This is a genomic window from Bacteroides sp. LFL-34, assembly GCF_027257075.1.
Taxonomy (GTDB): Bacteria; Bacteroidota; Bacteroidia; order Bacteroidales; family Bacteroidaceae; genus Bacteroides; species Bacteroides ovatus.
In genome coordinates this window covers 1-14,762 of record NZ_JAPQKZ010000042.1, presented here as the reverse complement: position 1 = coordinate 14,762, position 14,762 = coordinate 1, and the positions used below count along the sequence as shown (strand labels likewise).

General features: G+C 46.7%; 16 protein-coding genes. 14 read left to right on the top strand and 2 right to left on the bottom strand.

Translation table 11 applies throughout. The annotated features are described in order from the left end of the window. Window positions 1-53: 53 nt before the first annotated feature. From N5O98_RS20925 to N5O98_RS20860, 14 genes are all read left to right on the top strand, one after another. A complete protein-coding gene (locus N5O98_RS20925; protein ID WP_117674124.1) occupies window positions 54-749 on the top strand; it encodes an Imm43 family immunity protein in 696 nt (231 codons plus the stop codon). Window positions 750-824: 75 nt separating this feature from the next. Continuing rightward, window positions 825-1,277, top strand: coding sequence for a DMP19 family protein (locus tag N5O98_RS20920; protein WP_115485216.1), 453 nt, complete (start codon window positions 825-827; stop codon window positions 1,275-1,277). 485 nt (window positions 1,278-1,762) lie between these two features. Continuing rightward, window positions 1,763-2,464, top strand: a complete 702-nt coding sequence (locus N5O98_RS20915) for a PoNe immunity protein domain-containing protein (RefSeq protein WP_005643591.1) — start codon at window positions 1,763-1,765, stop codon at window positions 2,462-2,464. A gap of 9 nt (window positions 2,465-2,473) precedes the next feature. Next, a complete protein-coding gene (locus N5O98_RS20910) occupies window positions 2,474-2,995 on the top strand; it encodes a DUF7691 family protein (protein WP_117588480.1) in 522 nt (173 codons plus the stop codon). Between the two features lie 103 nt (window positions 2,996-3,098). After that, window positions 3,099-3,653, top strand: coding sequence for an imm11 family protein (locus tag N5O98_RS20905; protein ID WP_117542726.1), 555 nt, complete (start codon window positions 3,099-3,101; stop codon window positions 3,651-3,653). Between the two features lie 80 nt (window positions 3,654-3,733). Further along, a complete protein-coding gene (locus tag N5O98_RS20900; protein ID WP_117588479.1) occupies window positions 3,734-4,285 on the top strand; it encodes a hypothetical protein in 552 nt (183 codons plus the stop codon). A gap of 77 nt (window positions 4,286-4,362) precedes the next feature. After that, window positions 4,363-5,046: a hypothetical protein gene (locus N5O98_RS20895; RefSeq protein ID WP_117588478.1), complete on the top strand. Its 684-nt coding sequence runs from the start codon at window positions 4,363-4,365 to the stop codon at window positions 5,044-5,046. Window positions 5,047-5,097: 51 nt separating this feature from the next. Then, window positions 5,098-5,295, top strand: coding sequence for a hypothetical protein (locus N5O98_RS20890; RefSeq protein ID WP_055295418.1), 198 nt, complete (start codon window positions 5,098-5,100; stop codon window positions 5,293-5,295). Between the two features lie 10 nt (window positions 5,296-5,305). Continuing rightward, the gene (locus tag N5O98_RS20885) at window positions 5,306-5,857 is read left to right on the top strand and encodes a hypothetical protein (protein WP_117700620.1); all 552 of its coding nucleotides are present in this window, start codon (window positions 5,306-5,308) and stop codon (window positions 5,855-5,857) included. Between the two features lie 30 nt (window positions 5,858-5,887). Then, window positions 5,888-6,730: a helix-turn-helix domain-containing protein gene (locus N5O98_RS20880; protein ID WP_007845708.1), complete on the top strand. Its 843-nt coding sequence runs from the start codon at window positions 5,888-5,890 to the stop codon at window positions 6,728-6,730. 31 nt (window positions 6,731-6,761) lie between these two features. After that, a complete protein-coding gene (locus N5O98_RS20875; RefSeq protein WP_004326095.1) occupies window positions 6,762-7,664 on the top strand; it encodes an RteC domain-containing protein in 903 nt (300 codons plus the stop codon). A 35-nt stretch (window positions 7,665-7,699) separates the two neighbouring features. Then, window positions 7,700-8,128 carry a helix-turn-helix domain-containing protein gene (locus tag N5O98_RS20870; RefSeq protein ID WP_008648468.1) on the top strand — a complete coding sequence of 143 codons (429 nt, stop codon included), beginning with the start codon at window positions 7,700-7,702 and terminating at the stop codon, window positions 8,126-8,128. Further along, window positions 8,091-10,163: a bifunctional DNA primase/helicase gene (locus N5O98_RS20865; RefSeq protein ID WP_117978430.1), complete on the top strand. Its 2,073-nt coding sequence runs from the start codon at window positions 8,091-8,093 to the stop codon at window positions 10,161-10,163. The genes N5O98_RS20870 and N5O98_RS20865 overlap by 38 nt, the downstream gene beginning before the upstream one ends. A gap of 408 nt (window positions 10,164-10,571) precedes the next feature. After that, a complete protein-coding gene (locus tag N5O98_RS20860; RefSeq protein ID WP_005924160.1) occupies window positions 10,572-11,090 on the top strand; it encodes a dihydrofolate reductase family protein in 519 nt (172 codons plus the stop codon). 97 nt (window positions 11,091-11,187) lie between these two features. Here N5O98_RS20860 and topB read toward each other — a convergent pair whose 3' ends face one another. Next, window positions 11,188-13,275 carry a type IA DNA topoisomerase gene (gene topB, locus N5O98_RS20855; protein WP_117978429.1) on the bottom strand — a complete coding sequence of 696 codons (2,088 nt, stop codon included), beginning with the start codon at window positions 13,273-13,275 and terminating at the stop codon, window positions 11,188-11,190. Window positions 13,276-13,301: 26 nt separating this feature from the next. After that, window positions 13,302-14,624 carry a DUF4099 domain-containing protein gene (locus tag N5O98_RS20850; protein ID WP_269496005.1) on the bottom strand — a complete coding sequence of 441 codons (1,323 nt, stop codon included), beginning with the start codon at window positions 14,622-14,624 and terminating at the stop codon, window positions 13,302-13,304. Window positions 14,625-14,762 lie beyond the last annotated feature (138 nt).

Genomic DNA, 14,762 nt, shown 5'->3' with positions numbered 1-14,762 from the left:
GTCGAGATAACAGCTTAACGCTGTTCCTCACCAAACCATTAACGATAATAATTATGAATACAGAAGAACTTTATATTTGGCGATATGGGATAGGTAAACTTCCTAAAGGATTATTGGAGTATGGTAGATCTGATATCTGTGATACTTACGATGAGAGTAAAAGGCAGAAGTTTCAGAATCTCGGGCAATGGATGTGGCAAAATAATGACGGATGGCGCGAGAATTTACCTCCCGTCTTATTCCTTGTATGCAACAAGAAACCGGGAATCCTGCAATTTGATTTTCTTGATAAAAGCAGTATAGAACTCAAAATCGTATCGGAAGATTTTTTGTCTTTACTTCAAGAAAATGGGTTTATCGATAAATATGATATTGCAACTGTCAAGGTAGTAGACAAGAAAAACGAATCTCTAACGGATAAGAAATACTATGCTCTACGTATAAATCATTTTGATAACGATTATTTTCATTTCGGGAAAGGCATAACATATCAGAGTGACTTTCAAAAAAAACTAGGTACTTGTTTTACAGTATATCCTGATATGAAACTGAAAGACAGTTCAATCAAACAGAATTTCTTTGTTTTGAATAGTATAGAATATAAAGATGGTATAATATTCCGAGAAAGAGTTTTGGATAAGGTATTGAATCTGTATAAACCTGAAATTTACAAATTATCAGACTACTCCAAACTATGGATAGATAATGACTTTTATCCATATGGAAATGAATTTATGATTGTGAAATAAAATCGTTAACAAGGTCGAGATAACAGCTAAACGCTGTTGCTCACCAAACCATTATCTATAACAAAAGCAATAAGAATGGAAAATTTAGAACAATATTGGGAGCAATCCTTTTCTCCTATTGGACGTAAGTTTACAGAAATTCGTCCCGATTATCAAGATATGGGGGAAACAGACAGTATGGTCGCCGCATTATATTGGCTGGAACTTGAAATGTATAATGGTGGATTTCTTCAATTCTTCTGTAATTGGGGCTATGATGCTTATTTGCTTGCAATCAAAGGACTGGGAGCAATTAACGCAACATATACAGAACAACTTCTTATACAGGCATACAGCATCATCCAAAGATTGGAAAATGACAGCCAATTACAAGAGCTACGGGATATTCCCAAGCATTTGACAGAGAACGAAATCACCAAGTTGAATAAAATAGACGAGGAATATTGGGAAGATAAGGAAAATATTATGCGGCTTATGCTTCTAAAATTCCATTCTGATTCAGTTGAAAATATAGATAACGAAGCGTGATAACGCTTACAGCGTTCCCCGCTTAGCCATTAATGGTAATTAAGTATGATAGATTATTTATTTTTCAAATTTTATAGGCTATGGAAATACAGTTCTTATTCCGAAATAGCGGTTTATGCAGCTTTGTTAATTCTCGCTGTATTTCTGAATTGTAATATTCACACAATATGGGGAGTATTGGAACAATATAAAATATTGCCTTATCCAACGCGAACAATGTATAATGTGTCTTTAGGGCTGATATTCATTCTTTTATGTATTCGTTTCTACTGGAAAAGAAGGTATAAAGCTGTCATAGAGAAGTTTAATGAAAAGCCTAATAAGAATAATCTATTGATACTTATATTATACATTTTCCTTTCGTTGTTTCTCTTTGTTTTAGAGGCTTTTTATAGTAAAGGGAAAATATAAATATACCATTAACAACGCAGGATAACGGCAAGCCGTTCCCTGCTGAACCATTAACATCAAAACAGTGTACCATAATGGAAACAAGAGATAAACTTTTTACAGAAGAACAGTATTTAAAGCAACTGAAATTGTATAATGAAGAAATTCTTTATTATGAACAAAAGCATCTTTCAGGTAAACATATAGGTTACGATTCTTTGTTCAATTATAGGCTTCGTTCTTTATTGGTACAGTATTCTATGGGACAGGATATTGATAATCTGAAAAATAATTATGTGGAAACCCTCAAAACGATGCCGAGATTTTGGACGGATAACGGATTTTATATTGAAATGTTATGGCTTCTGTCAATAGGCATTATGTTGGATTACGAAGACAACCTTATACAAAGTTTGGTTCAACTGATAAAAGACAGGGAAGCAAAAGACTATATTTATGACACCTTGATTAGATACAGATTTCTTGATTGGGAAAGGACAACAAACAAAGTATTATATCCGTCACCCTATCAAGCAGCTATCACTGTTACAGAGTTGGCTGAACAAGACAAGGCAGAAGCGATGAAACGATTAGAAAAATACCTCAAAAAAGAATGGTATCGAGGACATTCTGATTTATCTTGGCATGACGACCATAAATATGGTATCAACCATGACGGTTATTGGTGTTTTGAAAGCGGTGCATTGGTCAAGGTCTTGGGGCTGAATGATAGCAGCCTGAAAGGGTTGCCCTACTATCCATACGACATGGTACATTGGAATGACAACATTAAATAAAGAAAAGGTATGAGTTACTCTGTTTGTGCATATTTGATAGAAGCCGATAAGGTAAGGTCTGTTTACGGGGCTTGTGATAATCAGCTTATAAACCAATTAAAGGTTGCGTTGAAGCAGGAACTTGACTGTTTGAACGATTCTTTCAGCAATAGCCTAAACACGGATAAAGATGCTTATGCGGTATTAGCAGACATTGTGAACGGAAAAATCCGTTATCCCGAAATTGCTTTCATGTACGGGTATGTATATGAAAAGATTTGCAACCATTATGGAACGCAAATCTACTGTGCGGAAAACCTTTGGCAACTGGATAGTCAAAGTACATTCATCCCTATTCCATTGAGCAGTGATTTTCCCTATATTATCAGCATACCCGTTTCTGAATTGGAGAGTAAGCGTACGGAATACACCTCGCTGAAAGAGGGTAACGGTATCGGAGATTATGACTATGAGCAGGAAATGGACGACCTGAATTTCATTTTCGATGAAGCCTTTGAAGCGCAAAAAGACCTCGTGATTATGGTTTATTGATATGGTACACTGGTGTGAGAATAAATATGATGTTAACGAAGCGTGATAACGCCTTACAGCGTTCCCCGCTGAACCATTATCAGTAATTAAATAGTGTAACATTATGAATATATATGAAATTGGACAAGACTTTGATAATTACAAGTTCTTTGTATTCAAGGAAGATGATGAGTCAAATAAAGGCGTTTGGGATTATAATGGTCAATCACTTATTAATGAGTGGAAAGGGCTTAGTCTGGAACTGTTTAGAGATAAAAGGAAAAAGAAAGACAAACGAAGTGAGGAGTTTGATGCATCTTGTTATTTTTCCGGTTGTCTGATAGTAAATAAAAGAACTTCCTTATTACTCTCTGAAAAGCTGAAAGGGCAAATAGAAGTTTTACCTGTCAATGTGGACGGGAACGCTTCAGGTTATTATTTTATAAATGTATTGAATACAGTCGATGCCTTAAATATAGAGTCCAAGAGCAATGAAGAAATCTTGAAGATGATGAGGGATAATAATGGTATTTTCAATAAAGGAAATATCGGTTCATATATCATATTTCGGGATAGTCTGTTTAATAACAATTATTATTGCACAGATGAATTTGTAGATTTTGTGAAGCAAAATTCAATCACAGGATTAAAATTTACATGTGCAGGTATCGCAAAATAAATCACTGATAACAAGCCAAGTTAGCTGCTAAACGCAGCTCCTTGTCAAACCATTACCGATAATAATAAAACAAAGAAAATATGAATGAACGATATGCCAAATGTATTCCATTTGATAAGAATGTAAAAGGCAGGATTGGTGGCAATCCACCTAAATGTATAGAAGGACAAATCCCCAGCGATTATAAATTCTATGCAATATTGGTACATCCTGAAAAGGAAAACGTCATGCTTTCTATCATCATTCACCAAGATTATGATACTCTTATTGACAATAACATATATCCTTCAATAGCAGTAAAAGTAATAGAACATGAATTTTCTGAAATTGGTAATTGCACAGAAAAACGAAATACCAACTTAGGGATGTGTTCTATTAGTGAATATTCAGAAGATAAGGATAGTGAAAATATACTTGTAAAAATAGGTGGAACTCCTATCCTTATTCAAGATGAAGAAAGCTATTATAAAGAATTAGAGGAATATGGTTTTTCTTTTTTCTTGTCAATAGACGAAGACGGATATAGTGAAGATGTTACTATCGGCAGTTATCCTTTCGGATATGGTGCTTTGTATTTGTATAAGCACTGTACAACCAATGAAATAATCGCAGGATTTTGGCAATGTTCATAAAAATATATCGGTAACATGCACCTGTTCCGCCTAACGGCGGCAAGCTGCATCCCATTAAATGTAATAGCAACAATGATATGAGCATGAGAAAATTATTTCAAACAATAAATAAAGGTGAATTTGAAACTGTAAAACAGATTATCCTTCGGCAACCGGAAGTAGTGAATAACAAGTCTGTCGGATTACTTAAACGTGACGAAGGACAGACACCTTTAAGGATTGCAGTAAAGAATAGTTTTCCTAAAATGACTATGTTGTTTGTTGAAAATGATGCTGACCTCAATGCTTATACTTCCGAAGATGATATGTATATTATACATCAAGCGATATATACAGTGATACAGTATGCTTGTAGTGGAAAAATACATCTCCGAGATAGAGAGTTTAAGGAAAAAGGGATAGTAAGTGATTATACCCAAAATCTTTATGATGAAGACAAACAGTTGTTTGATATTTCATATTCTATATTGGAATATTTAATTAAACAAGGTATAGATTTAAGCGTAAAGACAAAAATGGGAAATTGTTTCAGTTACGGAATTATACTTTCGTCAGCCTCCTTTTTTCCTCGTACCAGCATTGATGATGTACCACAGGAAATATGCAGAAGAGTTGAAAAAGTGTTTTCTTTGCTTTTATCAACTAAAGTAGATACTGTGTTGTCAGATTATGTGCGGAAAAACTATACTTTGGAAAAGCAAGATGCTTTGGAAAAATGGAGAAAGAAGGTTTTATCATTGTGCGAGAAACAATACATTTAACAAGGTCGAGCCAACAGCTAAACGCTGTTTCTCACCAAACCATTAATCAATATGAGTAACCTTATCACAGTAAATAGATTTGGAAAAGTTCTGATATGGGTATGGAACAGATGTATAAAGAAAACTGCCATTCCTTATGAAGAACTTGATTTCCATTACCCCGATTGGGCTTTCATTATTACAGGTTGTATCTTTTTCGGGGTTGTGGTAGGTGTTACCCTGTTTTATTTTGCTTTTATAAAACAATAGACTATTTACAATGAAAGCCCGACTTAAATACCCGATATTCAGCTTTGCCCCCAAAGGCAACATGATATACGTGTTTCGCAAGGAAGAACTGTACACAACGACCAATACCGAGTTGTTGAAGAAGCGGAAGAACTACATTGTAGTGGATGCAACCGGGACGAAATATGTTGAAAAGGGGGCGCACAAAGTGAAGTGGCAAGGGATATTCGGATATTGTATCAGGATGCAGGGACGTGTGATTTCCATTGAATACGAGTACGGGGACAATCCCGAACCGTTCCCACTACGAAAACTGCAAGAACTGGTAGCGGAACGATACCCCAAGACACGGTGGTTCAAGGAAGAATGCTGGAACAGCGCAGACGAGTTCCGGCAAGCGATTTTCGCCTGCAAGACCTTTGAGGAAGTGGCGGACATACTGATGCCCGAACAAAAAACGAGCGTTTGGCAGCGCATTGAAGAATATTTCCTGCGGGCAGGTTTTCTTATGCTTGCCGCCATGTTCCTTTATCACGTGGTTTGGCGGCTAATCCAAAAGTTTTGGCTATGGGCTACCGGGTAACGTACAGAAAACAAATCAATTTATTCAGATATGGAACAACGGATTACATCATTATTGCTGCCCGCTCCCGAAGCGGAGCTGGAAGCGTCCTGCAAGGAACTGGACGAAAAGGTAACATGGCTGTTGCACAACAGCCGGAAAATGGACAACTATTTGGAACTTGAACCGTTCAGCAAGGACGGGCGGCTGTGCGCCCACGTGTGCGACACGCTCAAGAGCCTGCCGGAAACGCCGACACTGGCGGCATACAAGGACTACAAGGCAATCATTATCCTGCTGGGTATGTCCACCACCCGTTACGCCATACTGGACGAACTGGCGGAACAGCACCGCAAGCGGGACGAGATACCCGAACTGACCGCCTACTGCGATGCGCTCCACTGGATGCGACCGGGACGGCAGTACCTCTGCAACGTGTACAACACGGTATGCCACGCTTTCCACCTGCTACGGAGAAACCCGGTAAGGGACAACCGCCTGCTGGTGACGGAAAAGGAACTGCGCCACGCCGAACGGATGCTGCCGGAGCTGGGCAGGCAGACATTCACCGAAATGGTGCGTCTGAAAGGCTACATGGTCTATGATGCCGAGCAACTGGCGGACAAATGCGGCATGGAATACGGCTCGTTCCGACGGAAGGTAAAGAAAATGACCGGGTACACGGCTAAGGAATGGGTGATAAAGGAGCGTGCAAAGGACGTGGAACACTACCTGAAGAACACCAACCTCACACTTACGGAAGTGGCGTTCACCACCGGGTTCGCATCGACATCGAACCTGAACGACTTCTGCAAGGCTTACTTGCTGGACACACCGGGCGAGATACGCAGAAAAGCGCAGGAAACAAGAAAATGCACAGTTACAAGAACGTAATGTGAAAAATCAAGAATAAAACAGATTTTTTATGCCCGTAACTTTGTGCTTCATAAAAGATAAGCACAAGGTTATGGAACATAAGATACCGTTGGAAACATACTTCGCCGGACTGCTTCAAAAAGTGGAATGGCAGATACAGGAATACGAGGACACCGCAGCGGACACGCTGACGCTCTGCCGCCTGTGCGTGGACTACCTGCAAGAGATACTGGGCGAACTCAAAAACTTTATAATCTCCTACCCGTTCGCCAGCACGGAAGAGGAAATACACTTCTTCAAGGAACTGAAACCGCTTTTAGCGAGCAAAATCATCTATTACAACACTGTTTACAAGATAGAGGTGCGCTTCCCCAGCGGCAGCGAGGAAGTGCAAAGGGACTACCTGCTGTCGGAAACCGACCGGATTTCAAAGTCGTTCCAGCGGAACTTGGCGTTCTACCAGTACCACCGAACGAAAGCCACCTACTTGGACAGGCAGTATTTCATGCGTGGGAAGCCTGACATACAAATCATCGTGGACAGTTTCTATTACGAAACAGACCCACAGTTCAGCACCAGTCACGATTTCAAGGTAGCCAAGATTTTAGCCAACGAACTGCTGGAAATATACCTCACCAACCGTCTGCACGAGCTGGAACGCCGGGAACAACGCAAGCGGGTGAAGAACGGCTTCATGGGAAAGGTGTTGCGCTGGACGGGGACGAAAAGGGCGTTGGTGGAACTTATCTACGCACTGGACGCCTGCGGCTGTCTGAACAAGGGGACGGTTGATATTAAGGAGATTGTAGCCTACTTTGAATACGTGTTCGACATCGACCTCGGCGACTTCTACCACACCTACATGGAACTAAAAGCCAAGACCAAAGACCGAACGGGCTTCCTCTCCACCCTGAAAGACAGGTTGCTGATGCGCATGAGGGAGCAGGATTAGGCAACCGTGCTTTAACAAAATTTATTTCGCCACAGGTGGGTACATCTGTGGCGTTTTATTTTTCAGGACACCCGAACTTTGCGGCAAATCAATTAGTTACCGTTATGGAAATAATAACATTCGAGTCCAAAGCCTACAAGGAACTGGACAACAAGATTACCGCCATTGCCGACTACATCTTCAACCACATGGAAACGGCAAGGCAAAGCGAGGAAGACATGTGGGTGGACAGCTACGAGGTCTGCACGTTCCTGAAAATAAGCGAAAAGACCCTGCAACGCCTGCGGGTGTCGGGGACTATCGCCTATTCCAACATCAGGGGACGTTACTTCTACAAGGTCAGCGAGATACGCCGGATGCTGGAAGAACGCCTGATAAGGAGCAACAAGGAGAACATCGACAACCTGATAACCAACCACCAATTATATGCTAAGGAAAGAGGAAATCTTAGAAAGAACAAGTAACGGGCTGGCGGTGTTCAAACACTACCTGCCCGGAAACTGGCGCATAGGTCGCAACTTCCTTAACCCGCTGTACGAGGACAGCAAGGCTTCCTGCAACATCTATTTCGACCGCCGGGGCGGTATCTACAAGATGAAAGACTTCGGCAACGACAGTTACAGTGGCGACTGTTTCTTCCTCGTGGGGCAGTTAAAGGGGCTGGACTGTAACCGGGCGGCTGACTTCGTGGAGATACTGGAAATCATCGACCGGGATTTGGGCTTGGGGCTGGCTTCCGGCACTCCGGTTTCCGTTCCCCCGGCAACCGTCCGCCGGGCAGTGCCGGACAAACCCGAAGAAACGCCCGAAAAGCCCGTCAAGCCCTACCAGTTCCGGGAACAGAAGTTCCCGCTTGCCGAACTGGTGTACTGGCAACAGTACGGCATCACGCCCGAACTGCTGGAACGTTACAAGGTCTGCTCGCTCCGGGAATACAACAGCGAAACGGCAGAGGGCAAACCGTACACCTACACTTCATCGGTGGCAGAACCCATGTACGGCTACAAGGGCAAACAGCACATCAAGCTGTACCGCCCGTTCTCCACGCCCCGCTTCCTCTACGGCGGCAGCTTCGGTGAGAACTACTGTTTCGGGCTGGAACAACTGCCAGCCAAAGGCGACACGCTATTCATCACGGGCGGCGAGAAAGACGTGCTTTCGCTGGCGGCGCACGGTTTTCACGCTATCTGCTTCAACAGCGAAACGGTGACGATACCGCCCACGCTGGTCTATCGGTTGACATTCCGCTTCAAGCACATCGTCCTGCTCTTTGACATGGACAAGACGGGCAGGGAAAGTTCATGCAAGCAGGAAAAACTGTTGGAAGAATTTGGCGTGAAACGCCTGCTGCTACCGCTTCCGGGAACGAAAGAGGAAAAGGACATATCCGACTACTTCAAAGCCGGGAACACCCGTGAAGATTTCCTGAAACTGTTTATCGAATTTTTAGACAACCTGTATAGCGACACATTGATTATGCTTAAATCGTGCGAGATAGATTTCAACAACCCGCCCGCCAAAGCGCAAGAGATTATTTCGGCGGGTGACGTTCCGCTGGGGACACAAGGCAACCTGTTCGGCATCACCGGGGGCGAGGGAACGGGAAAGAGCAATTACGTAGCCGCAATCGTGGCGGGCTGCATCTGTCCGGCTGGTGCGGACATAGATACACTGGGCATACAGATAACCGCCAACGGCAGGCACAAGGCGGTATTGCTCTATGACACCGAACAGTCGGAAGTGCAACTGTTCAAGAACGTAAGCAACCTGCTGGCACGTGCCAAACAGCCGGACAAGCCCGATGAACTGAAAGCGTTTTGTCTTACCGGTATGTCACGCAAAGAACGCCTGAACGCCATTGTACAAAGCATGGACAAGTTCTACTACCAGTACGGCGGCATCCAGTTGGTCGTCATTGACGGCATCGCAGACCTTGTTAAGAGTGCCAACGATGAAGCGGAAAGCGTGGCGGTGATAGATGAACTTTATCGGCTGGCGGGCATCTATAACACGTGTATTCTGTGCGTGCTGCACTTCGTCCCCAACGGATTGAAACTGCGGGGGCATTTGGGCAGCGAGTTGCAGCGCAAGGCGGCTACTATCCTGTCCATTGAGAAAGACGAAGAACCTACCCAGTCGGTGGTAAAAGCCCTGAAAGTAAGGGACGGAAGCCCGCTGGACGTGCCGCTGATGCTCTTTGCTTGGGACAAGGAAGCCGGGATGCACGTGTACAAGGGCGAGAAACCACGTGAGGAAAAGGAGAAGCGCAAGGAAAGGGAACTGGTAAATGTCGCACGTGACATCTTCGGGCGGCAGACACGCATCACCTACATAGACCTTTGCGAGCAGTTGCAGCAGGTATTGGACATCAAGGAGCGCACCGCAAAGAGCTATATCCGCTTCATGCGGGAAAGGGACATCATCACCAAAGACACGGCGAACCAAAGCTGTTTTGTCATCGGTTCATATCATCTTCAAAGGAACGCAAGCTGCCCGTAGGCGTATGGGCTGAACTTGTGTATTTTTAGGTGCTTGTGTCCTGCCCTGTTGTGATAACACGGCAGGATTTTTTCTGTTTGCACGTGATTTTTCAGGGTATTTGCTTAACTTTGCAGAAGTTACACGAAAAAAGTAACGGCAGTTGGACGGCGGTTGCCGGAATATTGCCTTTATATATAACATATACGTTCGCCGAACGTCCCGATGCGAAAACTGGCACTTTTCAAAATGTGGGGATATTCAGCGCAGGATATGCTATGCGTTTGTCATAGCGTGGCTGCACTGTTTCCACATTTGGGTATGCCAGTACCTCGCATCGAAACAGCGTCATGCCACGCTTTCTTTTTTTGGGGTGGCGGCTAACGTGCCAAGACAGTAGGGATTTATATCACTTTAATACCTGATAATATGGAACAAATCAAAGCGCACATCGCCGTATCGCTGGACGGGCATACCGCCACGCCGGACTATGAACTGGACTGGATGCCCCGTGAGGTCAAGGAACTGGTGGCAAGGGAACACGCCGCCGCAAGCTGCCTGCTTATGGGGGCGAACACCTACAACTACATCTTTGAACACTGGGGCGGGTGGCCGCACAAAAGCAAACGGTCTTTTGTGGTGTCACACTACGACACCAACGTTACACCGGACTGCGGGGTGGAGTTCCTGACCGAAGAACCGCTGCAAAGGGTCTATGAACTGAAACAGGAAACCGACATGCTGGTGGTGGGTGGCGGCAAGCTGCTTACTTCATTGATTAAAGCCGGACTGCTGGACAGCCTGACAATCTACACCGTCCCGGTCATGGCGGGCAAAGGCATCGGTTTTGTCGGGGAAACATCCGGCTCGCTGTGGAAGCTCTCGGAAAGCAGGGTGCTGGATAACGGGGTGGTCTGTTCGACCTACCTGTTTGGCGGGAACATATAAAAAATGCGCCTGGTTTCCCTCCGGGCGCAACCACTAAAATTTCAATTATTATAAGCTGTAAAACCTATCACAATGAAATTTCAGCGGCAAAGATAGGCTATTTCTTCGGTTTCGCTTTCTTTTCGGGGAATGAAAAACCGACATTGAACTGCTCGTCCAGTACCAGCGAAGCATCGAAAGCCTTGCCGTTCTTGCCCTTGAAGCCCTTGATTAGCCCGGTCTTGCGTTTCGTCACCAGCTCGACAATCTGCTTGTCGGAAAGCTGCTTGTCGCACTTGTTGCGGAATATGGTAAGCGTGCAGTCCACGTTGGAACACTTCGCCACTTTCGGGTAGAACAGGATGCGCCCGCTGCCGCATTTCGGGCAGGGGCAGGTTTCACCAGTAGCGACAGATAGCTGCACCGATAGCAGTTCTGCGGTGATTTGCGTTGCGTACACCTCGATGCCCTTCCGGAACGTGTCGGCATCCATGCTGCCCGCTTCTATCTTGGCAAGGGCGGTTTCCCACATGCCCGTCATTTCGACATCGGCAATCTTCTTGTCCTTGACAATCCCATAAACGGCAAGCCCCTTGTCGGTAGGCACAAGGTTCTTCTTCTCACGCACGATGTACTGGCGGGCGAACAGCGTTTCGATAATCGCCGCACGGGTGGCGGGCGTGCCTATCCCGGCATCTTTCAGGCTGGCTTTCAGTTCGGCATCTTCCAGTTCCCTGCCTGCGTTCTCCATTGCCGACAACAGGCTGCTTTCCGTGTGCAGCGGTTTCGGCTTGGTCTGCTTTTCGAGCAGATCCACGCCGGAGAGTGGCAAATATTCTCCCTCTTGGAGTGGCGGCAGGCTGGCGGCTTCTTCATCCCCGCCCGTTTCCTGCTCGCCGAACACGGCACGCCACCCGGCTTCTTTCATCACAGACCCTTTCACCGTGAAGTCGGTATCTCCCCCTGACAGCAAGGCGGTGGTAACGTCTTTCACGCACTTGCCCGAAAAGGCTTCCAGCATACGCCCGGCTACCAGCTCGTAAACCGCCCGCTCGTCTTTGGAAAGTTCGCCGGGCAGGTTCTCGGTTATGATTAAGGCGTGGTGGTCGGTCACTTTGCCGTCATTCACGCTGCGGCGGTTCAGGGGTGTGCCGTCCAGCCCGGCGGCATACCCGGCAAAGCGGGAGTATTGCCCCAGCAGGGCGACACGTTCCGGCATTTCATCGAAAACGTCCTCCGGAATATAGCGGCTTCCGGTTCGGGGATAGGACATCACTTTCTTTTCATACAGGCTTTGCGCTATGGAAAGTGTCTTGTCAGCCGAGAAGTTCAGCTTCGTGTTCGCTTCCTTTTGCAGCGTGGTAAGGTCGTACAAAAGCGGCGGTTCTTGGCAGGCTTCTTTCCTCTCAACGGATTTAACCACAAGTTGCCCGGCATCCTTTACCCGTTGCAGGGCGGCTATGGCTTCGGGCTGCTGTTCCCACTTGGCGGTCGATTGGGCGGTGAAACCCATTCCCCCGCTGGCGGTCGCCGCTTTGAGTTGCCAAAACTTGGCGGGTACGAAATTCTTGTTCTCCAAATAGCGGCTGCATATCATCACGAGCGTGGGTGTCTGCACCCTGCCCAGCGAGAACACCCCCTGCCCGGCGGCAACGCTCAACGCTTGGGTGGCGTTTATCCCTATCAGCCAGTCCGCTTCGCTGCGGGACTTGGCAGAGAGGTAAAGGTTATCGTAATGCTCTCCCGGCTGCAAGTTATCCAGCCCCTCACGGATTGCCTTGTCGGTAAGGCTGCTTATCCACAGGCGCACAAATGGTTTCCGGCAGTTCAGGTAATGGAATATATAGCGGAAGATTAACTCACCCTCACGCCCGGCATCGGTGGCGACAATAATCCGGTCGCACTGGTCGAACACTTCCTTTATCACTTTCAACTGTTTCAGCACGCCGGGGTCTGCCTTGTACCCTTTCTCCGCTTTTACCTGACGGGGGATTAGCCGGAAATCGGGCGGCAGTATGGGCAGGCTCTCCCTGCGGAAGTTCGCCACGCCGTAGGCTTCCGGCATGGCAAGCTGGATTAAGTGGCCGAACGCCCATGTCACCATATACCCGTTGCCGGAAAGATAACCGTCATTACGCCCGGTCGCACCGATGATGCGGGCGATGTCCTTTGCCACGCTGGGCTTCTCTGCTATCAATGCAATCATAATTCTTTACTTTTTAATGGTGGATATTACATTTTCATTCCTCTGGACTTCTTGGGCTTGTCAGCTTTCAGGCTCTTGTCCTGCGCTTTCTCCTGCTTCTCTTTCTGCTTGGCGGTGGGCTTGTCCTGACCCTGTTTCAACGGCTCTTTGCCCTGCTTGGTGGCTTCGTTGGTCTTGCCCCCCGAATTGACCGCTACCTGCGTCCGGCTCTCGGCGGTGGGGGTAACGTCTTTCGGCTGCACCTTGTCGGGGGATTTGCCCTGTGCGCCGGGCTGTACATGACCGTTGAACTCAACTCCCTTGCCGTCCTTTAGCCCGGCGACCTGCCGCTCTGCGGGCTGCTGCCCCTGCTGCAAGAACTGGACGGCGGCACGGGGCAGGAACTCCAAGCCACGCTCCACCGCACTAACCTGCAAATAGGCACTGCGCTTCGTGCCGTCCCTGAATTGCAGGTTTTCCATTTTCACCGCTTGCCCGGCTTCAAAGGCGGCTTTCTGTTCCGGGCTGACTTGCACGTTACAGATTGTATCGGGGCATTTCCACTTGTCAGCCCGCATATACTCCAGTTCGTGCGTGTACCTGTCCCGGCTGACGAACACGGGGATTTGCTCGCCGCTTTTCGGGTCTTTGATTTCAGCGATGCCGCCCAAGTTGCCAGTGCCTTGCAAGTTGCCCTGTTCCTGCTTGGTGAACTCGTGTTCATGGAACGGGCGTTGCAACAGTTTTTCGTCCTGCTGCACGCCGTGCAGCTTGGGTACTACCGTGCCGTCCTTTGCCTGATAGAAAGAGAGCTTGACATCGGTAGGTTTGAGGTAGAAGCCGCCCACCGTCCCCGAAACGGTGTAGGTGTTGCGGGACTTGTAGCCACGCATCACCCGGTCGAAGTCCCTCGTGTTTTTCAGGGTGTCGGCGGTGATGCCGACTTTTTTCAGGTTCTCCCAGTCGATTTTTGACGGGTCGAAGCGGTAGCCCTGCTTGAACTCGTGGAAGTCGGGCTTCGGAACTCGAAGCATTTCAGCCCGCTTGTCACCCTCCGGTGTAGGGTTGCGGTGGTTGTCCTCGATTGCCTTTGCGTCCCGCTCCGCTTCGGAAGCCTTGACGCTGAACAGTTCCAGCCCGGAAGTGTCCTGATACTTGCGGTAGAAGTTGGAAATGAAGTTGCTGAACACATCGCTGTTCTTGTCCACCTGCATGAACTCGCCGCCGTGTCCGGTAGTGTGTGGCACGGTCTGCAAATTGCCCTCCTTGTCGATACCCTTAACGGCACTCACCTTTCCCTGCTGTTTATCCAAGACCAGCAGCACGTCTTTTTCCTGCCCCTCTGCGGGCGGGGTCATTCTGTTTGCCATAAATAATTGAAATTTTAGCGGTTACGGGAATAGTCCCGCCCAAAGGTAGCGACTAAATATGCTATATTTGGACGGGCGGCAAGGGCTGTCCGAATTTGTCCTGCGGTGTCCCGATTTGTCCGGGTGGGATGAAATTCC

Bases quoted from the DNA above. Each gene is read 5' to 3' on its own strand.
- N5O98_RS20860 (WP_005924160.1), top strand. From the start codon at position 10,572: ATGGAACAAATCAAAGCGCACATCGCCGTATCGCTGGACGGGCATACC.
- N5O98_RS20925 (WP_117674124.1), top strand. From the start codon at position 54: ATGAATACAGAAGAACTTTATATTTGGCGATATGGGATAGGTAAACTT.
- N5O98_RS20890 (WP_055295418.1), top strand. From the start codon at position 5,098: ATGAGTAACCTTATCACAGTAAATAGATTTGGAAAAGTTCTGATATGG.
- N5O98_RS20850 (WP_269496005.1), bottom strand. From the start codon at position 14,624: ATGGCAAACAGAATGACCCCGCCCGCAGAGGGGCAGGAAAAAGACGTG.
- N5O98_RS20915 (WP_005643591.1), top strand. From the start codon at position 1,763: ATGGAAACAAGAGATAAACTTTTTACAGAAGAACAGTATTTAAAGCAA.
- N5O98_RS20910 (WP_117588480.1), top strand. From the start codon at position 2,474: ATGAGTTACTCTGTTTGTGCATATTTGATAGAAGCCGATAAGGTAAGG.
- topB (WP_117978429.1), bottom strand. From the start codon at position 13,275: ATGATTGCATTGATAGCAGAGAAGCCCAGCGTGGCAAAGGACATCGCC.
- N5O98_RS20875 (WP_004326095.1), top strand. From the start codon at position 6,762: ATGCCCGTAACTTTGTGCTTCATAAAAGATAAGCACAAGGTTATGGAA.
- N5O98_RS20905 (WP_117542726.1), top strand. From the start codon at position 3,099: ATGAATATATATGAAATTGGACAAGACTTTGATAATTACAAGTTCTTT.
- N5O98_RS20880 (WP_007845708.1), top strand. From the start codon at position 5,888: ATGGAACAACGGATTACATCATTATTGCTGCCCGCTCCCGAAGCGGAG.
- N5O98_RS20865 (WP_117978430.1), top strand. From the start codon at position 8,091: ATGCTAAGGAAAGAGGAAATCTTAGAAAGAACAAGTAACGGGCTGGCG.
- N5O98_RS20885 (WP_117700620.1), top strand. From the start codon at position 5,306: ATGAAAGCCCGACTTAAATACCCGATATTCAGCTTTGCCCCCAAAGGC.
- N5O98_RS20920 (WP_115485216.1), top strand. From the start codon at position 825: ATGGAAAATTTAGAACAATATTGGGAGCAATCCTTTTCTCCTATTGGA.
- N5O98_RS20900 (WP_117588479.1), top strand. From the start codon at position 3,734: ATGAATGAACGATATGCCAAATGTATTCCATTTGATAAGAATGTAAAA.
- N5O98_RS20895 (WP_117588478.1), top strand. From the start codon at position 4,363: ATGAGCATGAGAAAATTATTTCAAACAATAAATAAAGGTGAATTTGAA.